The organism is Microtetraspora glauca (genome assembly GCF_040656155.1).
GTDB lineage: Bacteria > Actinomycetota > Actinomycetes > Streptosporangiales > Streptosporangiaceae > Microtetraspora > Microtetraspora glauca.
Genome location: NZ_JBFALK010000018.1, coordinates 33,553 through 58,103, shown reverse-complemented (window position 1 = coordinate 58,103; position 24,551 = coordinate 33,553). Strand labels below are relative to the sequence as shown.

Sequence of the window (24,551 nt, the reverse complement as noted above, 5' to 3'; positions counted from 1 at the left end):
CCATACGCCCTCTTCTCGATCTTTAAAAGATCGACGGAAAGGCTAGCAGTGAACCGATCCAATTTCTATATACCTCTTATATGCCACGAAGCCGGTGAAGCACCTGGTCAGCACGTCGGGCGATATTTCCGACGGCCGCGGCCTGATCGAGAAAGGCATCCTTCCACGCGAGCCGTGCCAGCTGTACGGCGAGCACCCCGAGAACGGTCACCTCGACGGTCAGAAACACCCGCTCCACGAGCCCGATCATGAGCCCGTGACCGGGCAGGGCGAGATAGGTCATCGCGGCGAGCCCGATGCCCGAGGCCAGCGTCAGCCACTCGACCGGGCGGGCGACCGCCTTCCAGCGATCGTCCGCGGCGAATCTGCCGACGAGCAGGGCGGTCGCGGCGGGCAGGCTGACGAAGGCGGCCACCGAGACGTACCGGTGCACCTGCGCCGCCCAGGTCATCCCCTCGGCGATCGCCGACGTGGGAACGATCGCCGCGACCACGAGCGCGAGGCTCCACACGAGCATGAGCCGCTCCGGCCAGCCCGAGACCGGCGCCCGTACGGCACGCATCCCGGCGAGCAGCGCGAGCGAGCTCAGGCCCAGGACGACCATGGCGACCTCGGTCGCGCCGCTGCGATCGAGCACGGCGTAGTCGCTCAGCGTCAGGTTGATCGGATCCAGGTACGGATCCGGATCGATCTGTCCCACGACGGCCGCGACGACGGCGGTCACGATGCCGCCGCAGGCAATCATCGGATAGAGCCTCTTGACCATGATTTGAGAATCTCGCGAAAGATCGGCGCCGACCATCCGGAGAACTCCCTACCCGCCCCTGATGCCGCCCCCCGAGACGGCATCAGGGTCACCTCAGGGGCGGGCCGCCGCGTCCGCGTAGCGCTCGCGGAGGCCGGGGGTCGGCGCGGCCTCGTAGACCGCCGTCCTCCCCGCCGCCCACTCGGGTGGTTCCGTCCCGCCCGCCAGCGACCAGGCGGCCTGCCGCGCGGCCCCGTCGGCCACGTACTCCCCCGGCTCCGGCACCAGCACCGGACGGCCGAAGACCGTGGGGGCGATCCGCCGTACCGCCTCCGAGCGGGCGCCTCCGCCGATCAGCAGCACCCGTCGCGGATCCAGGCCGAGCGCGTCGAGGGCGTCGGCCAGCCCGCACAGCATGCCCTCCACCGCCGCGCGGGCCAGGTGCGCCGGTGTCGCCGTGGCGAGCGTGAGCCCCCGCAGCGAGCCGGTCGCCTCCGGCAGGTTCGGCGTGCGCTCGCCTTCCAGGTACGGCACCAGCACCAGGCCGCCGGCGCCCGGAGGACCCTGCAGGGCGAGTTCGTCGAGCTCCGCGGGGCCGACCCGCAGCAGGCGGGCGGCCGCGTCGAGCACCCGCGCCGCGTTCAACGTGCAGACCAGTGGCAGGAACCTGCCCGTGGCGTCCGCGAAGCCCGCGACCGCGCCGCTCGGGTCGCTCGACGGAGCATCCGCGACCGCGAAGGCCGTACCGGACGTGCCGACGGACACCACGACGTCGCCCGGCCGCGCTCCCACGCCGAGGGCCGCCGCCATGTTGTCCCCCGTGCCGGGCGCGAGCCGTACGGGAGCGCGGGTTCCGGCTCGTGCGACGGTCGCCGCGTCCTCGACGATTCCGGCGTCCGCGATGGTTCCCGCGTCGTCGGCGGGACCGAGGACGCGGGGCAGGGCCGGGACCGCGCCGAACGCCAGCTCCAGCAGGTCGGTGCGGTACGCGCCGGTCGCGGGTGACCAGTAGCCGGTCCCGGACGCGTCGCCGCGGTCCGTCGTGATCGTGTCCGGGGAGCCCGCGAGCCGCCAGGTGAGCCAGTCGTGCGGCAGGCACACCTGCGCGGTGCGGCGCGCGTTCTCCGGCTCGTGCTCGGCCATCCAGCGCAGCTTGCTCACCGTGAACGAGGCGACCGGGACGCTGCCCACGGCCTCCGCCCACCGCTCCGGGCCGCCCAGTTCCTCGACGAGGTCCCGGGCGGCCCGCGCGGAGCGGGTGTCGTTCCAGAGCAGCGCGGGCCGTACGACGTCTCCCCGCTCGTCCAGGCAGACCATGCCGTGCTGCTGCGCCGCGACGCTCACGGCGGCGACGCCGTCGAGGCCACCGGCCCGCTCGATCGCCTCCTGGAGCGCCGCCCACCAGTGGTCCGGGTGGACCTCGGTGCCCTGCGGGTGCGCAGCGCGGCCCTGGCGGACCAGGGCTCCGGACTCGGCGTCCCTGATCACGACCTTGCAGCTCTGCGTCGACGAGTCGACGCCGGCGACGAGGGTTCTCACCCACGCACTCCGAGGATGTGCTCCAGCGCGAGCTGGTTGAGCCGGGTGAAGTGGAAGCCGCGCTCGGCCGCCTTGTCCAGGTCGAAGTCGTCCCGGGCCAGGTCCTCGTAGGTCTCGCCGGGCGCCAGGGTCGGCTGCGCCAGCTCGGTCACGCGGGAGCCGGCCAGGGCCTCCTGGACCTCGGGGTCGGCCCGGAACGCCACGGCTTTCTCCTTGAAGATGAGGTAGGTGCGCATGTTGGCCGCGGCGGAGTCCCACACGTCCGCCGCGTCCTCTGTGCGCAGCGGCTTGTAGTCGAAGTGCCGTGGGCCGTCGTAACCGCCGTGCTCCAGGAGGTCCACGAGGAAGAACGCGTTCTTGACGTCGCCGTGGCCGAAGATCAGGTCCTGGTCGTACTTCGGCCCGTGCTGGCCGTTCAGGTCGATGTGGAAGAGCTTGCCGTGCCACAACGCCTGGGCGATGCCGTGCGCGAAGTTCATCCCGGCCATCTGCTCGTGGCCCACCTCGGGGTTGAGGCCGACCCGCTCGGAGTGCTCCAGCTCGTTGATGAAGGCGAGGGCGTGGCCGATCGTGGGCAGCAGGATGTCGCCGCGCGGCTCGTTGGGCTTGGGCTCGATCGCGAACCTGATGTCGTAGCCCTTGTCGACGACGTACTGGCAGAGGAGGTCCAGGCCCTCCTTGTAGCGGTCGAGCGCGGCCCTGATGTCCTTCGCGGCCTCGGACTCCGCTCCTTCACGGCCACCCCAGCACACGTACGTCGTGGCGCCGAGTTCGGCGGCGAGATCGATGTTGCGGATGACCTTCCTGAGGGCGTACCTGCGGATGTCGCGGTCGTTGCTGGTGAAGGCACCGTCCTTGAACACCGGGTGGGTGAAGAGGTTCGTCGTGGCCATCGGAACCTTGAGTCCGGTCTCGGCCAGGGCGCCCTTGAAGTTCGCGATGGCCCGGTCCCGGTCCGGCTCGACGGCCAGCAGGTCGTCGTCATGGAAGGTCACACCGTACGCACCGAGCTCGGCCAGCCGGTGGACGCTCTCCACCGGGTCGAGCGGGGCCCTGGTGGCGTCGCCGAACGGGTCGCGCGCCTGCCAGCCGACCGTCCACAGGCCGAACGTGAAACGGTCGTCGGGGGTAGGTGTGTACACGTGGCGCCTCCGAATTAGTCTAAGTTATGGACTAAATATCCGGCGTCACCGGCGGCAGGTCAAGAGGGCCGTCCGCCGCGCGACAGGTCAAGTGGGTGCGATGGCACAGGCGGTCCGGCACGACGCGATGCGCGCGCGCAATCTGGCGCTCGTCCTCGGCGAGGTCAGCGCGCGGGGCTCGGTGACGCGTGCCGCGCTCGCCGAGATCACCGGACTGGCCAAGACCACGGTGTCGAAACTGGTCGGCGACCTGATCGAGGCCGGGCTGGTGATCGAGACCGGCGTCGTCAGGGTTGGTGAGCGCGGGCGCCCCGGCATGGAGGTGCGGGTCAGCGGCCGGCGGGTCGCCGCGATCGGCCTGGAGATCAACGTCGACTACCTGGCCGCGCGCGTCGTCGATCTCTCCCGTTCGGTACGGATCCGCCGTACACAGCCTGTGGACAACCGGATGACCTCGCCTGGGGATGTCATAGCGATACTGCAGGATCTGGCGCTTTCGGTTGTGGACGAAGCTGTGGACAGCGGGCTTCGCGTGGTCGGCGGGGTGCTCGCCGTTCCCGGGACGGTCGACCTGGCGACCGGCACCGTCCACAGCGCGCCGAACCTGGGATGGCGGGACGTGCCGCTGCTCTCGCCGCTGCGGACGCCGTTCCCGTTGCGCGTGGACAACGAGGCCAACCTCGCGGCGCTGGGCGAGCTGTGGTTCGGCGCCGGACATCCGGACTTCCTGCACGTATCCGGAGAGATCGGCGTCGGCGCGGGCCTGATCGTACGCGGCGAGCTGTTCCGGGGCTTCCACGGATTCGCCGGAGAGCTCGGGCACGTGGTGGTCTCCCCCGGTGGCCCGCCCTGCCGCTGCGGGGGACACGGATGCCTTGAGACGTACGCCGGGCAGGACGTCCTGCTGGCCGCCGCCAACGCCGAACTCGGTGCGGGGATCGCCGGGCTTCTGGCAGAGCTCGACGCGGGCAACCGGGACGCGCTGGCCGCCTGCGAGCGTGCGGGGTGGGCCCTCGGCGTCGCCCTCTCCTCAGCCGTCAATCTCGTGGACCCGGGCACGATCGTGCTCGGCGGGATCTACGCGCCACTCTTCCCGTGGATCGGCGGCGTGGTGACCGAGACGCTGGCCGCCAGGCTCGGCCAGATGCGGGAGGTCGTGCCGTCCGTCGAGGTCTCCCGGCTCGGCACGGAGGCAGCGACCCTGGGCGCGGCCGGGCAGGTGATCCAGCAGGTCATCGCCGACCCCGCCGCGCTCCTGAACGCCTGACCCGGCTCCGCGCGCCAGCCCCACGCCGAGCCCGGCATGTCACGCCCGCGCCGGACACTCCGTCGCGCACTCCCGCGTCACCTGACCTCGGGCTGAGCACCGGAACTCGGCGGCTCAGAGGCCCGAGGGATCGCGGCCCACGCTGATCTGCTCGGCGATGCGGCGAACCTCCGGCTCGTCCAGGCCAGGAACGGGCGGAAGGCTCCCCTGGAGGATGGGCAGCACCTCGTGAAACGGCCGTCCGGCATGGCGCACCGCCACCTCGTGGACGACCCGGAACAGGGTCAGATTGGCCTCGTGCTCCTGGGTGACCCGGTCAGCGATCATGAAAGCGCCCCCTCCGTCGGCTCCAGTCCGCTGGCAACCGTACGGCCTGCCACCGACAGTTTCCGTGACCGCCGCGTCGCGTAGAATAATTGAGAGTTCAATTATTTTCGGGAGGGGCCATGCCGGTTCAGCGACTCAACCACGCGGTGCTGTACGTAAGGGACGTCTCGGCGAGCGTCGCGTTCTACCAGGAGGCCCTCGGCTTCCGCGTCGTCATGGGCGGCCCCGGGGCGGCGTTCCTGCAGGCCTCCGGTTCGGCGAACGACCACGACCTCGGGCTCTTCGAGCTGGGCCCGCAGGCGGCGCCGTCCCCCGCCGGCCGGTCGGCCGTCGGGCTCTACCACCTCGCGTGGGAGGTGGACACGCTGGCCGAGCTGCAGCGCGTCGCGGTGAAGCTGAGCGAGATGGGCGCGCTCGTCGGCGCTTCGGACCACTCCACGACCAAGGCCCTGTACGCCAGGGACCCCGACGGGCTCGAGTTCGAGGTGTCCTGGCTGGTCCCGCTCGCCCTGATCGACGACGAGACCCTCGCGGGCCGCGCGCGCGTCAGGCCACTGGACCTCGCCAAGGAGCTGGAGCGGTACGGCGCGGAGACGCGGGGCGGCGTCGGAGTCTCCGTCCCCGCGTGACCGCTCCGGCCGTACAGGTCGATCACGGTGGTCGGCTCTCCCGGCCACCACGCCGTTTTGGCCCGCACTGCCGCCTCGGCTGTCCGGGCTGCCCGGGCCGCACGGGCCGCACGGGAGGCTCACCGGCCGTGGCAGGGCAGGCATGGCTGAACCCCGGCCGAGGCGCGGCCGGGGACAGCTTCGGGACGTCGGAGCCGGCCGGACACGGGGTCCCATTGACAGCCGATATTCAGTCGGGACATTTCGCCACCGGCACGTTACGCTTTGCGGTGATCTGTTACTGATCGATGTCTCTGAGGGACGAGCCGTGGCTGACTGGGACCAGGATCACGCGCCGCCCGACATCGACACGTCCAGGCCGAACGTCGCGCGCGTCTACGACTACATGCTCGGGGGCAAGGACAACTTCGCCGCTGACCGCCAGGTGGCCGAGATGACACTGCGGATCGCCTCCGACGCCCGTCAGGTGGTCCGGTCCAACCGGGAGTTCATCCGGCGCGTGGTGCACTACCTGGCCGGAGAGGCGGGCATCCGCCAGTTCCTCGACATCGGCTCTGGCCTGCCCGCTCGGGAGAACGTCCACCAGATCGCCCAGACCATCGCGCCCAAGGCCCGGGTGGTCTACGTGGACAACGACCCCATGGTGCTGGCCCACTCCAGGGCTGTCCTCGCCACCACCCGTACGACCTCCGTCGTCGCGGCCGACCTCCGCCGTCCGAGCGAGATCATCGACCACCCCGGCGTACGAAGGCTCATCGACTTCAGTGAACCCGTCGGGCTGCTGCTCTTCGCGGTCCTGCACCATCTCGGGGACCAGGACGATCCCGCGGGCGTGACCGCCCGGCTGCGCGACGCGCTGCCCCCGGGCAGTCACCTCGCCATCTCCCATCTCCACAACCCCGGCCCCGCGCACCCTGGTGCCGCCCGGCGGGCCGCGATGGTCCAGAAGCTGTTGCACGAGAAGCTGGGAAGCGGCCGATGGCGGACCCACCAGGAGATCCTCACGTACTTCGGTGAACTGGAGCTCGTCGAGCCCGGCCTGGTGCCGCTCACCGAGTGGCGTCCGTCGCCGATGGACCGGGCCGAGCAGGGCGTCATGCGCCACGGCGCCTTGGGCGGCCTGGCTCGGAAACCGTAAAGTGCTGGCTTATGCGTATCTTCACCAGCCTTGCCGAGCTGAAGGCGGCCAAGGGCGAGCACCTCGGCTACACCGAATGGCGTGAGATCACCCAGAACCAGGTGAACCTGTTCGCCGACGCCACCGACGACCACCAGTGGATCCACGTGGACGCTGCTCGGGCCAAGGACGGCCCGTTCGGTGGCACAATCGCCCACGGGTACCTCTCGCTGTCCCTGCTGCCGTCCCTCATGCAGCAGCTCTACCGGGTCGATGGCCTGCGCATGGCCATCAACTACGGGCTGAACAAGGTCCGCTTCCCACGCCCCGTGCCGGTGGGGGCGCGCATCCGCGCCGGCGCCGAGATCCTCGACGTGAAGGGCACGCCCTCCGGCACCCTCTCGACCCTGCGGGTCACGATCGAGGTCGAGGGAGCGGACCGGCCCTCCTGCGTCGCCGAGGCTCTCTCCCTCTACGTCCCCGCCGAGGATTTCTGATCCGCGGCTCGTCGGTCCCGTTTTCCCGGCCTCGCCCCGCCGCCCTGAGCCCGCCGTACAACGCCTGACCAGGTACGGAACCCCCGCCAGCACGGCGAAGGAAGGCCGGGAGGCGGCGTACGGGAGCGATCCCGCGACGGCACGCCGCAAATCCAGTTCGGAGCATGCCGCAGAAGCCGCTATGATTACTGACGTCGCAAGCGGCCGTAGCTCAATGGATAGAGCATCTGACTACGGATCAGAAGGTTAGGGGTTCGAGTCCTCTCGGCCGCGCCAGACAAAGAAGGTCCCTGAGCAGGCATTACGCCTCCAGGGACCTTCTTGTATTCCCGGCTCACCCGATCTCTTCCCCCTCGTTGGGAGCCACCCTGGGAGCCACCCGCTTCGGTTTGCCCAGCAGGGCGCTTGAAATGGCCTCAGTCGCCGCCCGCTTGTCGCCCTCCATGAGGTGCCCGTACACGTCCTTGGTGATCGCGATGCTCGCGTGGCCGAGGACGTCGGAGACGACGTGCAACGGGGTCCCCTGGGCGAGCATGAGTGAGGCCCCCGAGTGCCGGAGTTCGTGCGGGTGCCGGTGCCCGAGCCCCGCCTTCTTGGCCAGCTTGGAGAACAGGTGCGAGAAGGTGTCCGGGTCGGACGGGTTGCCGAAAGCTGTGGGGAAGATCAACCCGCGTTCGGTCCACTCCTCGCCCGCCTGAAGGCGTTCCTTGTTGTGCGCGCTCCGGTGTCTCTTGAGTGCATCGACGAGTTCGGGCGTCAGGGACAGCGTCCGGCGTGACTTCCCTAAGCTCGTTGATCACGAGCTTGGTCTTGCGGGACGCGTCGGGGTCCCGGTTCTTGATCCGCTTGACCGCGTGCGTGATCCGGAGAGTACGGGCGTCCGGGTCGAACCCGCTCCACATCAGCCCGAGCGCTTCCCCACGGCGAAGGCCGAACACGAGCGACAGGAGGACGAGCACGCCCATTCGATGCTCTGCCACCTCATCGAGAAGCATGCGCGCCTGGTCCACGGTCAGCGTCCGGCCCTCTTCCGTCCGGATGCGCGGCGGCATTGAGAGCGCCGCGACGTTCCGAGCCAACAGCCCCTCCCGCTCTGCCTGCCCAAGCGCCTTGCGGAGTACGGCGCGCATGATCCGGATGCTGTTCGCGCTGTAGCCCTTCTCCCGTTTGGCCTGCCACAAGGCATCCACCTGGGCGACGGTGAGGCCGGTCAGCTTGTGCCGGCCAAGCCCCGGCTTGAGATGCAGCCGGACAGTGTCCTCATAGTCGTCCAGGGTCGAATCGGCGACATGACCGGGCAGGTTCGCCAACCAACGATCGAGGAAGTCACCCACCGAGAGCTTGTCATCCGGGACCGGCAGGCCCTTGGCCATGAGCTCCTTGATCTTGCGAATCTTCTCGACGACCTCGGCCCGTGTCTTGCCGGACACCTTCTTCCGGCGTCGCTTCCCGTCTGGGCCGTAGCCGAGCGAGACAGCACCGCGCCACCGGTCGCCGTCCTTGTGGATCGAATCCTCGTTCTGGCCGCGTTTCCTGCTGCTCACGCTGCTTCCTCCTCTTCCAGATGGACGACGAACTCGGCGAGGGCAGTTGCCGAAACTCTGCGGAGACCTCCGATGCGAACAGAACGGAGAGCCCCCGAGCGGATCAGCTCGTAGACCTTGGTCCGGCCGATGCCGAGGAGTTCCGCCGCCCTCTCCGGCCGGACGAGCAAGGGAGAAAGATCACCTGTCACGCTGCCTCCTCTCTGATTGCCGAAAGTTCTTGTCCGTCTGCTTGGGCTTGGAGCTAATTCATGTGGTTGCGCCAGCGCTGGCGTTCGTGGACCGAGCGCAGGAGCCGGACGCCTATGGGGTCGAGGCCGGGGTCACCGGGCTTGACCGGCCGCCAGACGTAGCGGTGCGGATCGACGGGTTCGTCTGGGAGGCCGAGGGCTTCCAGGACCCAGGTACGGCGGTCGTGCTTGTGCTCGGTAAGGGTCTTGTTCGACCACTTCCGGGAGACGAGAACGCGGCGTCCGGCGTAGCCGAGGTGTTCGGGCTTGTGTGCTTTGCCGCGGCAGCGGCCTGGGGCCATGCCCGGTTTGGCGCCCTTGGGCTGGACGCCGTATCGAAGCCAGTTCGGGCAGGTAGGCGAGCATGGTTCATAGCGGAGGGCGTTGCCGAGGTGTTCCGCGTGCTCCCGTTGCGCGGAGTCGTCCGGGTCGATCGCATCCCCGATGGACTTGGTCAGGTACTTCGACAGGTACCGGATGCAGGTATCCGCATCGGTGGTCCCGGCCAACACGCCTTGGACGTCAAGACGGCGGCGCTCCGCGCCGCCTCGCGGCCCTACGCCCGCTCGGCGGCCGGGCATGCGGCCTGGGGGCCGGTCCCGGCCGCCAGCAGCTCGGGCCGCCAGCGGCGGGATAGCGGGCCGCTATCCTGCTGCATCATGCGGCCATGGCGACACGTAGACGGGCGCCTCCTCTACCTTCCGGCCAGTCAAGACGTCTGGAACCAGTTACGGGCCCGGCTGCAGCTCGCCCAACGACTCAGCGGCACCGTCGTCTGGGTTCCCCACCCCGGCGCGATAGGCATCGGCGTGGATGTCGACCTCCCAATCGGCGGCTTCGTCGACGTCCTTCTACTGCCCCGCGACACCACCCACTGGCCCCTCGAAGGAACCCAGATGGAGTTCTACATCTGGTGGATAGACGAATATCCACAGATCCGCCTGCTACCCGCCGACCCCCACCATCGCCGCGAAGACTTCGACGAGTGGATCTCCAGCCAGAACGGTCCGGCCGCCGCCGCGTTCCGCAGTCACCACAGCACCTACTGACGCAATCCATCGCAGCGCATAGGGCGATTCTGCATTCACGAGCCCTTGCCTCCGGCGGGGGCCTCGGCTCCGGGATGAGCGCACGCGCATGAGCCATGTCCGTAGCTGGCTGAGGTGGAAGCCTGATCGTCCCGCCCGCCACGACCCAGGCAAGCCCAGCAGACCGGCTCCTACGGCTCAAGCCCGTCTGTGACCGTTGGCATCCCATGACCGAGGAACGGCGACCGGCTCGCGTACACGCGAAGACGGGCTTGCCCCTCCGTCGCTGGCCCGCTGCCGCTTCGCGGTGGGTCGAGGCAGACGGGAAGATCAGGAGGGAAAGGCATGCGGGTCCCCGCCAAGATTCCGGAGACTGTCCGTATGAGCACCGGGTTGCTGCGCGTTATCTACAAGCAGCCGAGTCTCACCCGCTTGACCGTCTGGTCTGGCGGCTCAGACTCGTTCCCTGTCTCAGGCGGCTGCTTGGCCGTCGAGTTCCGCGGTCGACTTGGCCACCCCAGTTCCTACGGGCTCTTGGCTGGCGAGATTCGGGCGACGGGAGGCGTTGTGCTCGATCTGGCGACGCTTCCTTATCTTCCTGATGTGGGTACGGGATGCGACACGATCGTTCACGGCTTGGTGCCCGAGTACGAGGAAGTCGTCATCAGAACTGCGAACTTGCTCGGAGTGCCCTTAAGACTCACTGCCGCCTGCCACGGCGAGCTGGGATCGTCTGTGGCGATCTTCTCGCGGCTCACTGCTGTCCTGATTACGCTCCTGAGCGACTTGGATACATCTCCGGCCGATCTATGGCGGATATGGTCTTCGTGGCCCGAGTAACCCAGGATGGCGATTCGCGGGATTTGCAGCCACGCGTACAGCCAAGAAGCCGAACGACGGCGGAAATCGGCGGACGTCCAAGAACGCCACACTGCCAGCTCAGAGCTTTCGACCTCGATCGAATCGACTTCTTTTAATCCGCAGGTTCCGGCGTGGGAGGCGTAGGTTGCAACATCCGGAATATGCCCGGAACGCGCTTCCTTGGAAGAAGGCCGGGGCGCCGCTCGGCCGCAGGTCAGCAAGCTTTTCGAGGTCTCAACCGCGACGCCCTGTAAAACCGTCGTCGGCGGGCGCGCGTGCCCGCCGCGTCCGATGGGGCGGTGATCAAGGGGGAATCACGGAGACTCGCCGGCAGGGCCATACGGCATCTGACCAGAGCCGGAGCACGTCAGGGGATCATGAGCCGAAATCTTCCAAACTGGTGGTGTGCGTTCCGGGTAAGAGACGCTGCACCGTCGAGAATCAACACTCTGGTGGATCTCCGCCGACTGCGTGGAGCGCATCGATGTACCCGCCACCGACGTCGATCCGCGTGATGTCCGTCGTCTTGTCCGAGGAGCATGTGAGTGCCCAGTCCGCCGCCGGTCCGATCTCCTGGAGACGCAGTCGCTTCTTCCGAGTGATCCCGCGAGCACGACCGATATAGCAGACATCTGGGTCGATCCTCTCGATGTAGACAGCCATGAGAGGAAACGCCTTGGTCAACGTTGTGATCAGGCCCGTGGTGGAATCCAGGTCGATCCCTGCCAAAGGCTGGGGGTGCTCCCCGCGCAAGATAAGGGCGTGATGGGTCATGGTCGAGCCCTTCCAGCCTGAGCGTGTGGCGTGCTCGATGTCGCGGAGGCGTACAGCCGAGTAGCCGTCGAGATGAAGTTGGTCAGAGATCGTGTGCAGCAGTGCCCATTTGCGGCCTATGCCCACCACGTAAGCATTAAGTCGATCCGCACAGTCGATCTCACGGCTGACCCTTACGGGTTCACCGGAACGCCTTGCCTTCTTCAGGTCCGTGAGAATCGTCCCCTTAGCCATGGTTCCGGATCGTCCCACTTCCTGCGTCTGATGCTCATCTGATTTTCGAGTTGTCCTGGATGATCACGGAACATCGGTACTGCAACGAGTACTGCAACAGAGGCACACAACGGCTCACAGCCACGTCCGTCTAGTACCACTCAGGACCGGGTCGGGGGCTCCTGATCACGGCTTGGACGGTCCTGATAGGAAGCGGTCACCGCCCCGGTTTGGGAGCCAGGTTGGGAGCCACCCGAGCGGACGATCGCGAACTGAGCCGTACGAACCTGAACAGCGGGGCCGCCGCCGACCAGCGCGGCGAACGATCCTGAACGGTCCTGAAGATCGTTTGTGGACCTACGGATCAGAAGGTTGGGGGTTCGAGTCCTCCCGGCCGCGCCAGACGAAGAAGGCCCGTCACCAGGGAAAACCTGGGAACGGGCCTTCTTGCTTTCTAGATCACCCAGGCCCCTTGCTAACAGGGTGACTCCGCAGCTCCACTCCGCCCCGGTCCCCTCGGTAAAGCTCTCAGCAGCCGAGGCCTACTGCTCAGGTCCTTGCAAGCCGAATGGCAGACGTATGTGTTTCCTCGAACCTGACCGAGGCGCGGGCGCCCGAATCGTAGTTCGTGGGAATGACGCTTCTTATCTGGACCCAACAACGGCCCCGAGGCACTACAGGCGTCGAAGACGGTCTACGGCATCGGCTCCGGGCTCCCCGCTCCATCCCCTGTCTTGGTCTGCTCGGTGTCCTCTTCGACCGATCTGGCGACGGGCTGGGGTGGCAGATCTAGCCCAGGAGCCTGAGCTGGAAGATCGATGGGAGGATGGGACCAGTCGGCTACCCGGGTGAAGTCGACCTGACCGCCGGAAAACTCCGCGTCGTTGAACGAGACCCGGCCACCAGAGAACACCGCACCGCCGAACCAGACCCGGCCATCGGAGAACACCGCACCGGTGAAGTCGGTGCCATTGTCGAAGACGACCCCGGTGAAATCCAGGTCGGCTCCGATCCAGGAGATGGGTGCGCTTTCGCGTAGGTGGGCGGCAACGAGACGGATGATCGTGGATGCATCGCACGCCACGACCCATGTGCACCGGGGTCGTGCTGTCGCGCGTCAGACTTAGTGGCGCAGGAGTTAGTTGGGTCTCCTGAGCCTGGAAGTGAGACGCATCGTGAGTCGTCCCCCGCAGCTCCCTGTCGAAGACAAGATCCGGATCGTGTTGTCGGTCCTGGCCGGCGAGATATCCGTCCGCATGAGGCCCTCGGCGGGCATCGCCCGATCGAGGTCTACATCGACCCAGGTCTGCATCCCCAACATTCAGACCGGGTTTCGTGAGCCAACTTCTTGACGCGGGACAGGTTCAGCGCTGGCAGACCGGTGCCGACTGGTGGGACTGAGCACATGTCTTGACGGCCATGCCGTGCCCGTTGCGTGCCCTCGAACAGTCGCCGCAGCATCCCTGTCGGCACGCCCTGCCATACTCCCGCTGTGCGACTACATGACCCACGCGAGAACGTCATGTACGGCGGGCCTCTCCCCAGGCCTTCCCTCCTCACGTCTCGACGCCACCGGTCGCTGTCATGACTGCAAAGCAGGTCGAGCTTGGGGCCGTCACCCTCCCCTCAGGGGAGTTGGTGATCGTGGACACGGGATATCTCGGGATGTGGTCCGGCGATTCCAGCCCGTCATACACGAATGACGAGGGCGAACTGCTTCTCTGTGTGGACCTCGAGATCGTGGGTCCTGATGCGACCGTGGCCGCGACATCGTTTGATCGGCAACCAGGTCGCTGGTTGTATGACATTCCCGAGCATGGGGTTGCCGAATTCACTGCCTTGTTCGCGGAGCATTGCCGATCTCACGGTCTCCGTGCCGATCTCGTCCTGGTGGAGCCCGCGGTTCCCCATCGTGAGCGAGTACGGCGGTGCGTTGCCGGCGACTCCTTCCTCATGCTGGGAGTTCCCGTGGTCGTGTTGGGCGGTCTCCCACGTGCACGTGCGCTGCCGGTCGTCGGCCATGAGAAAGCCTTCGACTTTGGCGCCGGGTGGGAGAGCGTGACCGTCGAGGTGAACGACGGCGCCGTCGCCCAGCGGCACTTGCTGGGGAAGGTCGGGGTCGACTGGGCTCGCATCATGCTCGCCGATGCTGACGGGTTGAGTTCATGGGTCCATGAAGAGCCTCTGGACGGGTTGGCGGACGCGGTCTTCTGGGGAGCAAGCGGGCCCTTCGCCGCTGTCGACCTTCAGGTGTCGGCAGTGGCCGATGAGCCGTCCAAATACGGATGGCTGGACCTTCCGATCCATGAGGCGATTGCGCGTATTCACGAGATCGAGGGGTGGAAGCAGGCCCGACCCGACCGGAGGCTGGCGTGGGATTTCCGCCCCCACTCTCACCACTGGCAGATCATGCGCCAGATCGACCGTTCGCCCCACGAGGCCGGACAGATCGAGGTCGGCGGCGCCCAAGTGCTGACCTTCATGACTGGTTGGGGCGACGGATTCTTCCCGGTCTACGCCGAAAGAACCGAAGACGGAACCCTCCTGCGGGTCCGCATCGAACTGCTCCCTGCAGACTCCTGAGCGCCCGAGGTCGGTCGGCTGATGGTGAGTGAGGAGCGGAGATCCATGGCGCGATCCCCCGCGTGCCACCTCTTGCGGGAGACAACGGTGGTGTACTTGACGACAACCGTGACGACAACGTCAGCCACCACAAGCACACGCCAACGGCCATGCAGCACTCTGACCTCGTGTCGAAGCAGCCGGACAGGTGATTGGTCCGCCTGAAAAGCGGACGGTCGCGGCCACTCAGCCCATTGACGGACAACATCCCCCGGCAGGCCGTGGATAGATGGAATCCACCATCGTCAAGATCTTCCGGGACCACGACCCGAACCGGTTTCCCAACGACACGGACGGGGCCGCTGGCCGGTGCAGCGCGCACGGGGAAACAGGGGCATGCGGCGGAGTCGGTAACCATGACGTGCTACTCGAAGAGAAGGACGGAACCCCGGGTGCGTTGGGCGGTGTTCCGAGCAACCAGTACTTCCCGCTCCGCTTGCCTAGCGCCTTGTGGAACGGCGCGCGTGATCCGGACACTGTCCGCGCTGTAGCCCTTCTCCCGCTTGGCCTGCCAGAGGGCATCGACCTGGGCCAAGGTGAGACCGGTCAGCTTGTGCCGACCAAGCCGGGTTCGCCCTGCTTCCCCTGCGGGCGGGTCGACGGCATACGGGATGATCAGTCGGCGGTCGTATGTGTGGACGCATAACCGTGGACACTGACGGCGTGAACGATCGTCCCCACATGGCTGAACCTCCCACCACTCGCACCCCCGTATGCCGCGACTACAGAGCCCCACGATCATGGCCCATGGATCACCAACTGACCGTCCGGACATACGACAACGAGGTCGTGATCGAGGGAGACAAGATCGCATTTCGCGCTCTTGCTGAACTCCTTCTCACGCTCTCCGAGTCCGATGTGCTAGATCACGATGAGTGGGACGAGTGACCGCCGGGCCGTTAGCGGGCCATTAATCGGGGCGACGAGGGTTCAATCACGGTCGCTCATGACCGCCCCGAAGCCCAGATCAGGAACCCTACAACCTGTGATCCATGCGATTCCCAAGCTGACAGTGCGGGTTCTTTCGTCACTGCTCCAGCGAAGAAACGCCAGGCTGGGATCGCTTCCCGGCCTGGCTTGATCTTTCTGGGCTTCTCGTCGGTTTTCCGCGTCCGCTACGGGTTACAGTTCGCGGCTGGTGAAGAGCTCCAAGTGGTAGCACTGCGGGCAGCGATGGGCCTCCACCGGCCATTTGGGGCGGCCCATCAGCTTGGCTCCGCCGAATATTCCCCGTTGCAGTTCACCTTCCACCCAGACCCCGAAGCCGGGCTGTTGATGGTCGGCTAGGAAGCCCGGCTCCAGGCCCTGGTGGCCGCAGTGGGTGCACTTTCCATCAGACATTGGGCGATCATATGGACAAGTGGGCTTCTTTGCCATGGGTGATCAAGGAGGGGGGATGACCCCGCGGCGGTCACCCTGCGGAACGGCACGCATCATCGAGGTCATGCCGGACCGGCCGGGGAGGGCCTCCCGAGTTCCCGTCGCCACTGCCGATACGTTCCGCGCCCCATACGCCGGGGAGCTCTTGCTGCGCTTCCAGGCTTTCCATCGCTTCCATGGCCTTCACCCCGATTTCGAAGGGCTCGGCATCCCCTTGTCCTGAAGTACCGGACTTGGTGGGCAGAGGGTGCCTGGCCATCTCACGGCGCGGCCCCGCTTGACCTTGACACGGTGACAAGGTCTTCACTGCAGCCAAGGAGGTGGTCCCGATGACCATGCCGAAAGAGGACACGAACACGATGCGCGCTCTCCAGGGGCTGGAGAACAGCAGCTCGTCGATGCGGCTGCAGGCAGCACTGGCGGTCGGCACGACCCCAGACCCTCGGTTCATCGACAAGCTCATCGAACGATGCACGATCGAGCCCGACTTTTACGTGCGTGAAATACTTACGTGGGCACTCACCCGCCACTCATCATCAATGACGGTCCCAAAGCTCGTCGACGAACTCGGCTCGGAGCGCGCGCAGGCACGAAGCCAGGCGTTGCACACGCTGTCCAAGATCGGAGATCGGCAAGCGTGGCCGGCGATCACACGGGCGCTTCTGACCGACGCCGACGACGAGGTCGCGCGGAGCGCCTGGCGAGCAGCGGTTGTACTCGTGCCCGAGGGTAAAAAACCCGAGTTGGCCGGAGTGTTGGCGACACAGCTCGGGCGCGGAGAGCGTGAGACGCAGTTGAGCCTCAGCCGGGCGCTGATCGCGCTCGGTAAGGTGATCATGCCGACCCTGCGCGCCGCGATGACGGATCTCGACCCTCGCGTGCGTCAGCACGCGATCGCCACGGAGAGGCTGTCGCGCAACCCGGACGCCGGATTCGAGTTCGCGATCGAGGAGGCGAAGCGCGTCGTAGCCCTCGGCACGACCAGCCAGGAGGGGTGAAGGCAGTGTTGATCGGTGATGTGGCGCGACGGTCCGGGGTCAGCGCCCGGATGCTCAGGCATTACGACTCGCTCGGCCTGGTGCGGCCAACGGGTCGTACCGAGGCCGGCTACCGAGAGTACTCCAGCGAGGACATCCGGCGAATCTTCCATGTCGAGAGTCTGCGCTCATTGGGGCTGTCGCTGCATGAAGTCGGGCGCGCGCTGGATGATCCCGGCTTCACGCCCTCGGAGCTCGTCGACGACCTCATCCGCCAGACGCGAGAACGCATTGCGAGTGAGACGGAGCTGCTCACCCGACTCCGTCGGATCGGTGCCGCGGAACCCGCCGACTGGGAGGACGTCCTCCGGACCGTTGCACTCCTCCAGGCCTTGGGGTCGGAGAGCGCTGGGAAGCGCCAGCGCGCGGCCTTGTCCTCAGGCGAAGAGGCTCCGGTGCCAGTGGAAGCTCTGGTCGAGGCAGCGTTGAGCGAGACGGACCCGAACGTCGCCGGAGCCCTTCGATGGGCTCTGGCGCGATCGGGCGACGGCGGATTGGCGCTGCTGGCGGAGGGCCTCGGCTCGCCGGCAGCCGAGGTGCGGAAACGTGCCGTCCAGTCCATCGCCGAGATCCCGAACGGTGAGGCGACCGCACTGCTGCATGACGCCCTCACGGACTCCGACATCGTGGTTCGCAGGTATGCGGCTCTGGCGCTCGCGGCACGTGGAGTAGCCGACGCGGTCCCGACGCTCATCGACATGATCGTCGAGGGGGCGAACGACGCCGACGCAGCCGATGCACTGAGCGCGCTGGCGAGTGATCCCGCGTTGGCGGATCAGATCGCTACCAGGCTCGTTGGCTGCCTCGCCCACGGCACCATTGAATCGTCCGCACGTCGACGGCTGACACAGGCGCTCGCGGATATCCCGGGAATCACGGCGTCACGTGCCCTGGCGGATCTGTCACATGACGAAGACCGTGCCGTTGCGCTTACTGCGACATACATTCTCAAGCTACGCGACGCGCGATAACGGAGCGTGGCCAGGACGTCATCAGGCTCGACGAGCCGTTGGGCGATCGCGTGGTGTTGGACGCAATGAGCAGCCTTCCCGTCCTTTTCCATCGTGCGCACAACCCGTGCCAGGCCGGGAACGGGTGGGGGCGGGCCATCGGACGATGGTTGCTGTACAGCAACGCGTACAGCAACAGCGCCTCACGTGGTCACACCTCACCAGTCTGGATCTGCCGTCCGAGCGGCTTTGCTCGTCGCCCACGAGGGCCGTGCCGGCCGCCCGTCGGTTGGGGACGTCGGTCGCGGAGGGAGACGACTCGGTCGAGTGCGCCTGGACGGACATTCTGTGCGAGACGCCCGCCGAGGGTGACGCGGGGATCGTCTGGGCCGGTCGGCTGACGGCGGACCGGACGCAGATCATCCAGGTGCAGGGGTTCGACCGCGAGTGGTCTCTGCGGGAGCTCTCTGTACGGCGGGCGGGCGTTCTTGACTTGCCCAGCCTGCTGAAGAGCGCCACGAACGGCCACGTTTGCCGGAGGCGTCCGCGAGCATGTTGGCCTTGAGAGACAAGGTCCCGGGTGGCTGGAACGGTCGGCGAGCGGGTGCGGGGCTTGTACGGGGGAACCGCGATGACCAGCTCCTCGAGGGCCAGACCCAGCCTGATCTCGTACACCTACAACTCGGCTCCCGAGCGAGCACCGCACGCCGAGGGTCTTCCGGAAGAGACCGTTCAGCTCACGTCCCGGGCGTCTGGATGCGGCCGGCGTACCGCGTCGAATGGAGGCGACTCATGCCGCTCATCAATGTGAAGGTCATCGAAGGGGTGTTCACCGAGGCGCAGAAGGCCGAGATCGTGCAGAAGCTGACCGAGGCGATGGTCAGGATCGAGGGCGAGAACATGCGCTCTCTGACCTTGGTCATCCTCGAGGAGGTCAAGAGCGGCGACTGGGGAGTCGGCGGGAAGCCGGTGACGACCGCGGACGTGAAGGCCATGGCCGCGGGCACGCCGCCCGGCTGACGGGATTCTCCGGCGCAGCCTGTCGGCGGCCTGCCGGGAGTCACGACGAAGGTCAGCGGACGGCAGCACCGGTCAGCAGAGAGGTGGCCCTTGCCGGTCAGCCCGTCTCGCGGCCGAGTGCGGCCGCCTCGAACCCGTCCCCGGCGTCGCAACCGCACTCGGCTGAGCAGCGATGTTTCTCAACCGGAGCAGAATGACGGATGGGTCACGAGTGCTTCCAACTACCTAGCGTCGGCCGCGGGGTATCTGGAACTCCGATGTGCTGTGCAGAAGCGAGCAGTTTCGCGCCGTCCTGGCCCGTATCAAGTCCGCGTTCGGGTCGGCCGTCCGCGTACCCGCCCGGACGCGGTGGCCGTGGCGAGGCCTCTTGCGGCTGGCCGCCCGGTCCGCATTATCGGTCTCAGGATGCAAGAACTCCGTCAACCCTGGGATTCATCTCGAAAGGCTGCGAATTACTTTTACGCGAGATCGACCTTTACATGGCATTCCGGCACGCCTTCTTCTCTTGTGCGAAATCTTAGCAAGGAGGACAGCCAATATGGCCGACCGCTTTTCCGATCTGCACGTACCGATGATCCAGAATTGGCGCTCACTGTCGAGAACTGACGCCTGTGTTTATCGATCCCGGGCGCGGGGATAGTTGTTGTCGGATATCGCCCACCACGGGCGAATCGACAGATCCGGGAGGTTCACATGAACGGATTCCTGCCGTATGCTCAGACCAGCCCGGCTGCTCGAATTGGAGGCGTACGCGGCTGGCAGGCGGACATTCTCCGCGGCGAGTCATAGCTGATTGAGGCGAGGTACTGCGGTACGCATAGGCCGCAGTACCTCGACCTATGGCAGGCGGGGCGTTTTATCGGGGGGCGTTTGTGGCGCGATTCTTTTACCCTGACGCTTGGCGCAGCGATACGGTGGAGGATCTGTTCGGGTTCCCGATTTCGGATCCCTACCGATGGCTGGAAGACGGAAATGATGCGCGCGTACGGGACTGGGCTGCGGCCCAGGATCGTCTCTTCCACGGGTATCGCGCCGAATGGCATGAGAAACAATCGTGGGCGTCTTTGCTGGATCAGGTGTCATCCTTCGGTGTGTCTGAGCCTCCGATGGTGCGTGGTTCGGTCATGTTCCTTGCCGAGCAACTCCGTGGGGATGAGCAACGGCGCCTGCTCGTCGTTGACGCCGAGGGGAACAGGCGGGTGCTCGTCGATCCGGCAGAGATCGATCCGTCCGGCCACACCGGGCTGTACGCCTGGTGGCCGTCGCGCGAGGGTGAACGCGTGGCTGTCCAGATGGAGGTCGCCGAGCAGCCCGGCAGCGACATCATCGTGCTGGACGTGCGTATCGGGGAGGCGGTGGACGGGCCGTTGCCACGCGCCCGCAACACCTCGCTCGCCTGGCTGCCGGGAGGGGATGCGTTCTACTACGTCAGCCGTGTTCCTGATGAGGAACTTGCGCCCGACGACATGCGTTTGCATCGGCGGGTGAGGTTGCATCGGATCGGTTCGCCCTGGCAGACAGACGCGGTGGTGTTCGGCGGCGACGATGCCCCAGACCACTATTACGGGCTCACAGTCAGCGCCGACGGCCGTTATCTGGCGATCACTGCGATAGCTGGGCCCGCCTCACACAACGATGTGTACGTGGCCGAGCTCATCGACCAGGAAGCCCCGCATTTCGTCAAGGTCGTGGACGGAAGCACCACACAGGCCCGTGTTCTCCCACGCTTCCTCGCGGACAACAATCTGCTGCTGGTCACCGACTACCAGGCCCCGTGTGGCCGCATCTGTCTGGCGCACCGGCACGATACCGACCCGGCTGCATGGCGCACGCTGGTAGCCGAAGATCGCCAGGCCCCCTTGGACGAGTGTCTGGTCCTGGACGACCCGGCACTTCCGCGGCCCCTCCTGCTGGTGGCACGCGACCGCCACGGCACCTCCACCCTGACCTTGCACGACCTGGCCGGTGGCCGGCCGCTCACCGGTCTGCCCCTTCCCGGCGCGGGCGTCGTGTCATCCCTGCGCACGAACATCCCGCACGGACGTCACGCGTGGTTCAGCTACTGCGACGCGACCACTCCCCCCACCATCTATCGCTACGACGCCACCAGCGGGAGGACGGAACAGGAAACCGGCACCACACTTGCCGGACATACCGCAGAGATCCGCAGCCGCAGCGTTCGCTATCGCGCCGGCGACGGCACCGAGATCACACTGTTCCTGTTCACCCCGGCGGAAGAACATGAGGGCCCCCGCCCCACCCTCCTTTACGGCTATGGCAGCTTCGGCATGCCGATGCGCCCATGGTTCTTCCCTACGGCGGCCGCATGGGTCAGCGCCGGCGGCACCTACGCGGTCGCCTGTGTACGCGGAGGCGGCGAAGAAGGCCAGTCCTGGCACGACGCCGGCCGTGGACCACACAAACACCGCGCGATCAGCGACTTCAACGACGCCGCGACCTGGCTCATCGACACCGGTCGAACCACGCGCGACCAACTGGCGATCTATGGCCAGTCCGCCGGCGGACTACTGGTCACCGCCGCCGCCACACAGCGACCAGACCTGTACGCCGCGGTTATCGCCGAAGGCCCGCTATGTGACATGGTGCGCTACGAACACTTCGGCCTGGGATGCACATGGACGGATGAATTCGGTACCGCCTCCCGACCCGAACAGCTCCAATGGCTACTCACATACTCCCCCTATCACAACATCACGCCCGGAGCCTCCTATCCCGCATTCCTCCTCGCCGGCGCGGTAACCGATCTGCAGACCGGAGAGGCCCACGTCACCAAAATGTGCGCGGCCCTCCAAAACGCCACCGGCAGTGACCGCCCGATCCTCATGCGCCGAGAACCCGACACCGCCCACGCCGCCTCTCCCGCGAGTAAAGAACGCGCCCTGGCCGCGGATATCCTGGCCTTCGCCGGAAAATACACCGGCCTATCACCGAAAAAAACACCCATGCGTCTTCACGAGACCGCGGCGGAACCACACTGAGAACGGCCTGACCGCAACTACTGGGATGAGGAAACGTACAGAAGATCAGCGATCGACATCTCGCTGAGACGGCACCGGGCAGCGGCAGACCCGCTGGGCGAAACGCCATAGCGGGCCTACGGAGTCGCACTGGGTGTTGCGATCCTTCCTCCTCCCCGATGGGCCTCAACGAACGCGACCGCCTTGGCGAAGAGATGTCGGCCGCCGACGCGGAAGGGCAGGTCGGCTACCGCGTACTCCGCCAGAGCAGCCGATGGTCACCGTTCATCCCGGGCCGGATCCCTCGCCAGACACTCGGTCCTGCTCTCCGGCGATCACGACCTTGTCGCGAGATCCCTGTACAAGATCTGCCGCGCACGCGCCAGTAGGGCAGGCACCACCGTCAAGAGGCCGGACAGCTTGACTGATCACGCCTTCCTCTGCGCCAGAAAATGAGGACATCCTTCTTACCGACAGGGAGTTGTCCTCAATATGCGCAAGCTTCTTGCCGCAGCCGCAGCCGCAGCCGTTCTCCTTGGTGCCGCCTCCCCTGCTCTGGCGGCAGCGACTGCGCCGCCCTTGACGCTCCAGCAGCAACTGACCCGGCTGACCACCCAGGACGGGTTGGCGGGGGTCGTGGTTTCCGTACGTGAGCCCAATGGCCGGGTCACCACCTGGACGTCGGGCACCGCCGAGCGGGGCACCGGAACACCCATGGTCGGCGCCGACGCCCACTTCCGGATCGCCAGTGTGACCAAGCCGGTGATCGCCGCCACCGTGATGCGCCTGGTGGACCAGGGCAAGATCGACCTGGACGCGCTCATCGAGCAGTACGCGCCCGGTTTGCTCGACGGCCGGCAGATCACCGTCAGGCAACTGCTCCGCCAGACCAGCGGCCTACCCGAATACTGGCACCTGGTCGACCCCGCGAATCCCGGCGGCGACGCCGACTTCCTGCGCCTGGCCTTGGACGCCGAGCCCGTCGGCGCGCCCGGCGAGAAGTGGTTCTACTCCAACACCAACTACCTGGTCGCCGGCATGCTGATCGAGACGGTCACGGGCAAGGACTTCCGCACGGTCACCCGGCAGGGCGTGCTCCGACCGCTCACACACACCTACTGGCCTCGCAAGGGCGAGATGGGCATCCGGGGCGCGCACGCGCACACCTACGGCATCGACCCCTTCAACCCCAAGGCGCAAGACAAGCTGGTCGACACCACCCAGGAGCCCGGATACCTGTTCGGCGCCTCGGGTGGGCTGATCTCCACCCCCGACGACCTGAACCGCTTCTGGCAGGCGCTCCCCAACTCGACGATCACCAAGATGCTCGACGGAGCGGTCGCCGCCTACGACCCGCCCCGCTCCCGCTATGGGCTTGGCCTCTACTCCTACCCTCTGACCTGCGGATCCGCCTGGATGCACGACGGCGGCCTGCCCGGCACCCGGGTGCTGAGCGGCCGTAACCGCGCCGGGCGCGCGGTCACCCTCTACGTCACCGGTACTCCGAAGGACGACAAGCACATCTTCCAGGCCTTCGACACCGCGATCTGCTCGTAGTCAGTTCGTCCGGAGATCGTGTGTTCAGCCGACGTGTGGCTGGTCTCTCCTCGCTCGGCTGTTGGCCGCCGGGTGCGGGGCGGATACCGGCCCGCCGGCGCATACGGCGGAGCGCCTCGCCTCCGCGGCGGCCACGAGGTCAACATCTCTACAGGGCACGATCTATGCGATTCCCAAGCTGGCGGCGGGGTTCGGTTCCCGTCGCCCGCTCTCATCCGACGTGCGACCTGAACCAGTGATGCGTTTGGTTCGATCGCGTCCCGCGCTTATTCCATCGCCGATTCTGTCTGGTTTCAGAGAATTGTCGCCGCTCAGGCAGCGGAGGAAGTCCACGAATTCGCCGACGGTTTTGACCCTCGTGTGCGTTCCCTCGTACGTGGCCAACACTCGGTTCGAGGGGATCGGCAGCCGAAATCGCAGCGTGCGCTCATGCTTGCCGCCCAGTCCCGACAATGAGCGTGTAGTCAACGCCCACGCGAAAGTCGCCGGAAGATCCGCGGATGGTCAGCGTGTGGCGGCCGGGCCGCAGCGACTGGAGCCGCACCCAGAGGCCGCAAGCGTAGGTCAGGCCCGTTTCCTCCTCGCCGGTCAGCGGGTTATCGGCCACGCCGGTCACGACAACGTCGTCCTCTTCCAACCGTTCGGACGTGACCGACTTACCGTCAAGAGTGGCCTTGCCCTCCGCGTCCGCCATGAACTCCATGCACGAACTCTCAGAGCCGATGAGGTTCACCAGCGGGAACACCACCGGCCGCTCTGCGGGCACCTTGCACGTCCGCTGCGTGGTGCCGCCGAATGTCCCGGCGAGAAACCACATGTCCTCTGGCTGGTTTCGATCGCAGAACTCCCCCGTCGTGTCCATCACGGGGTTCGTGCTCTCGCCTTCCGAGGCCGCCCAGGTCCACCAGCGTCCCTGAATCGCGTCTGCCGACGGCGCGGCGATTCCGTTCGTGCCGCTCCCAAAGGGCATTCCGCAACCGGCGACAAGGCCGAGAAGCAGGAACGGCATAGCGGATCTAAGAGACATTCGGGAATCATAGGGCCTCTCGATGGTACCGCCGGGCGACTTTTGAAGATCGCCGGACAGCGCCAAG

General features: G+C 66.6%; 23 protein-coding genes, 1 tRNA gene and 1 pseudogene. 13 read left to right on the top strand and 12 right to left on the bottom strand.

Annotation, left to right across the window (positions count from 1 at the left end; genetic code table 11):
• Window positions 1–76: 76 nt before the first annotated feature.
• From AB0I59_RS29370 to xylA, 3 genes are all read right to left on the bottom strand, one after another.
• Window positions 77–766: a DUF998 domain-containing protein gene (locus AB0I59_RS29370; RefSeq protein ID WP_063818958.1), complete on the bottom strand. Its 690-nt coding sequence runs from the start codon at window positions 764–766 to the stop codon at window positions 77–79.
• 93 nt (window positions 767–859) lie between these two features.
• Entirely contained in the window at window positions 860–2,284 is a 1,425-nt protein-coding gene (gene xylB / locus AB0I59_RS29365) for a xylulokinase (RefSeq protein ID WP_358138071.1), read from the bottom strand.
• Window positions 2,281–3,426, bottom strand: a complete 1,146-nt coding sequence (gene xylA, locus AB0I59_RS29360; RefSeq protein ID WP_358138068.1) for a xylose isomerase — start codon at window positions 3,424–3,426, stop codon at window positions 2,281–2,283. The genes xylB and xylA overlap by 4 nt, the downstream gene beginning before the upstream one ends.
• Before the next feature lie 100 nt (window positions 3,427–3,526).
• Here xylA and AB0I59_RS29355 point away from each other — a divergent pair, with 100 nt between their 5' ends.
• The gene (locus AB0I59_RS29355) at window positions 3,527–4,693 is read left to right on the top strand and encodes an ROK family protein (protein WP_358138065.1); all 1,167 of its coding nucleotides are present in this window, start codon (window positions 3,527–3,529) and stop codon (window positions 4,691–4,693) included.
• A 114-nt stretch (window positions 4,694–4,807) separates the two neighbouring features.
• Here AB0I59_RS29355 and AB0I59_RS29350 read toward each other — a convergent pair whose 3' ends face one another.
• Window positions 4,808–5,020, bottom strand: coding sequence for a hypothetical protein (locus AB0I59_RS29350; protein WP_061260126.1), 213 nt, complete (start codon window positions 5,018–5,020; stop codon window positions 4,808–4,810).
• Window positions 5,021–5,139: 119 nt separating this feature from the next.
• On the opposite strand from AB0I59_RS29350, the gene AB0I59_RS29345 reads away from it, so the two are divergent.
• From AB0I59_RS29345 to AB0I59_RS29330, 4 genes are all read left to right on the top strand, one after another.
• On the top strand, window positions 5,140–5,649 hold the full coding sequence (locus tag AB0I59_RS29345; RefSeq protein ID WP_061260127.1) for a VOC family protein: 510 nt from the start codon (window positions 5,140–5,142) through the stop codon (window positions 5,647–5,649).
• Window positions 5,650–5,956: 307 nt separating this feature from the next.
• A complete protein-coding gene (locus tag AB0I59_RS29340; protein ID WP_061260128.1) occupies window positions 5,957–6,787 on the top strand; it encodes an SAM-dependent methyltransferase in 831 nt (276 codons plus the stop codon).
• Window positions 6,788–6,798: 11 nt separating this feature from the next.
• Window positions 6,799–7,263, top strand: coding sequence for a MaoC family dehydratase (locus tag AB0I59_RS29335; protein ID WP_358138061.1), 465 nt, complete (start codon window positions 6,799–6,801; stop codon window positions 7,261–7,263).
• A 200-nt stretch (window positions 7,264–7,463) separates the two neighbouring features.
• Window positions 7,464–7,539 (top strand) — tRNA-Arg (locus AB0I59_RS29330).
• Window positions 7,540–7,597: 58 nt separating this feature from the next.
• On the opposite strand, the gene AB0I59_RS29325 is transcribed toward AB0I59_RS29330, so the two are convergent.
• The 4 genes and pseudogenes from AB0I59_RS29325 to AB0I59_RS29310 form a co-directional block, all read right to left on the bottom strand.
• A complete protein-coding gene (locus AB0I59_RS29325) occupies window positions 7,598–8,023 on the bottom strand; it encodes a tyrosine-type recombinase/integrase (protein WP_358138265.1) in 426 nt (141 codons plus the stop codon).
• Between the two features lie 433 nt (window positions 8,024–8,456).
• Window positions 8,457–8,636 (bottom strand): annotated as a pseudogene (locus tag AB0I59_RS29320) (tyrosine-type recombinase/integrase); the annotation flags it as partial.
• 167 nt (window positions 8,637–8,803) lie between these two features.
• Window positions 8,804–8,998 carry a helix-turn-helix domain-containing protein gene (locus AB0I59_RS29315; RefSeq protein WP_061260131.1) on the bottom strand — a complete coding sequence of 65 codons (195 nt, stop codon included), beginning with the start codon at window positions 8,996–8,998 and terminating at the stop codon, window positions 8,804–8,806.
• 53 nt (window positions 8,999–9,051) lie between these two features.
• The gene (locus tag AB0I59_RS29310; RefSeq protein WP_358138058.1) at window positions 9,052–9,618 is read right to left on the bottom strand and encodes a replication initiator; all 567 of its coding nucleotides are present in this window, start codon (window positions 9,616–9,618) and stop codon (window positions 9,052–9,054) included.
• Window positions 9,619–9,696: 78 nt separating this feature from the next.
• Between AB0I59_RS29310 and AB0I59_RS29305 the strand changes: the two genes are divergently transcribed.
• Window positions 9,697–10,086 carry a hypothetical protein gene (locus tag AB0I59_RS29305; RefSeq protein WP_061260132.1) on the top strand — a complete coding sequence of 130 codons (390 nt, stop codon included), beginning with the start codon at window positions 9,697–9,699 and terminating at the stop codon, window positions 10,084–10,086.
• Window positions 10,087–11,367: 1,281 nt separating this feature from the next.
• Here AB0I59_RS29305 and AB0I59_RS29300 read toward each other — a convergent pair.
• Together AB0I59_RS29300 and AB0I59_RS29295 are read right to left on the bottom strand one after the other, a co-directional pair.
• The gene (locus AB0I59_RS29300; protein WP_358138054.1) at window positions 11,368–11,934 is read right to left on the bottom strand and encodes a hypothetical protein; all 567 of its coding nucleotides are present in this window, start codon (window positions 11,932–11,934) and stop codon (window positions 11,368–11,370) included.
• A 673-nt stretch (window positions 11,935–12,607) separates the two neighbouring features.
• Window positions 12,608–12,997, bottom strand: coding sequence for a pentapeptide repeat-containing protein (locus AB0I59_RS29295; protein ID WP_061260135.1), 390 nt, complete (start codon window positions 12,995–12,997; stop codon window positions 12,608–12,610).
• 500 nt (window positions 12,998–13,497) lie between these two features.
• Between AB0I59_RS29295 and AB0I59_RS29290 the strand changes: the two genes are divergently transcribed.
• Together AB0I59_RS29290 and AB0I59_RS29285 are read left to right on the top strand one after the other, a co-directional pair.
• Window positions 13,498–14,496 (top strand): DUF4241 domain-containing protein, encoded by a 999-nt coding sequence (locus AB0I59_RS29290; RefSeq protein WP_358138051.1) that lies wholly within the window; start codon window positions 13,498–13,500, stop codon window positions 14,494–14,496.
• 786 nt (window positions 14,497–15,282) lie between these two features.
• Window positions 15,283–15,423 (top strand): hypothetical protein, encoded by a 141-nt coding sequence (locus AB0I59_RS29285; protein ID WP_358138048.1) that lies wholly within the window; start codon window positions 15,283–15,285, stop codon window positions 15,421–15,423.
• 234 nt (window positions 15,424–15,657) lie between these two features.
• On the opposite strand, the gene AB0I59_RS29280 is transcribed toward AB0I59_RS29285, so the two are convergent.
• A complete protein-coding gene (locus tag AB0I59_RS29280; protein WP_358138045.1) occupies window positions 15,658–15,876 on the bottom strand; it encodes a hypothetical protein in 219 nt (72 codons plus the stop codon).
• 368 nt (window positions 15,877–16,244) lie between these two features.
• Between AB0I59_RS29280 and AB0I59_RS29275 the strand changes: the two genes are divergently transcribed.
• From AB0I59_RS29275 to AB0I59_RS29255, 5 genes are all read left to right on the top strand, one after another.
• Complete coding sequence (locus AB0I59_RS29275; RefSeq protein ID WP_358138043.1) at window positions 16,245–16,913, top strand: HEAT repeat domain-containing protein; 669 nt, start codon at window positions 16,245–16,247, stop codon at window positions 16,911–16,913.
• Window positions 16,910–17,923 carry a HEAT repeat domain-containing protein gene (locus tag AB0I59_RS29270; protein ID WP_435831110.1) on the top strand — a complete coding sequence of 338 codons (1,014 nt, stop codon included), beginning with the start codon at window positions 16,910–16,912 and terminating at the stop codon, window positions 17,921–17,923. Before AB0I59_RS29275 ends, AB0I59_RS29270 begins: the two co-directional genes overlap by 4 nt.
• A 771-nt stretch (window positions 17,924–18,694) precedes the next feature.
• Entirely contained in the window at window positions 18,695–18,922 is a 228-nt protein-coding gene (locus AB0I59_RS29265; protein WP_061260142.1) for a tautomerase family protein, read from the top strand.
• A gap of 872 nt (window positions 18,923–19,794) precedes the next feature.
• Entirely contained in the window at window positions 19,795–21,921 is a 2,127-nt protein-coding gene (locus tag AB0I59_RS29260) for a prolyl oligopeptidase family serine peptidase (RefSeq protein ID WP_358138041.1), read from the top strand.
• Window positions 21,922–22,392: 471 nt separating this feature from the next.
• Window positions 22,393–23,457, top strand: a complete 1,065-nt coding sequence (locus AB0I59_RS29255; protein WP_358138038.1) for a serine hydrolase domain-containing protein — start codon at window positions 22,393–22,395, stop codon at window positions 23,455–23,457.
• 427 nt (window positions 23,458–23,884) lie between these two features.
• Here AB0I59_RS29255 and AB0I59_RS29250 read toward each other — a convergent pair whose 3' ends face one another.
• On the bottom strand, window positions 23,885–24,484 hold the full coding sequence (locus tag AB0I59_RS29250; protein ID WP_358138035.1) for a signal protein: 600 nt from the start codon (window positions 24,482–24,484) through the stop codon (window positions 23,885–23,887).
• Between the last annotated feature and the right edge of the window lie 67 nt (window positions 24,485–24,551).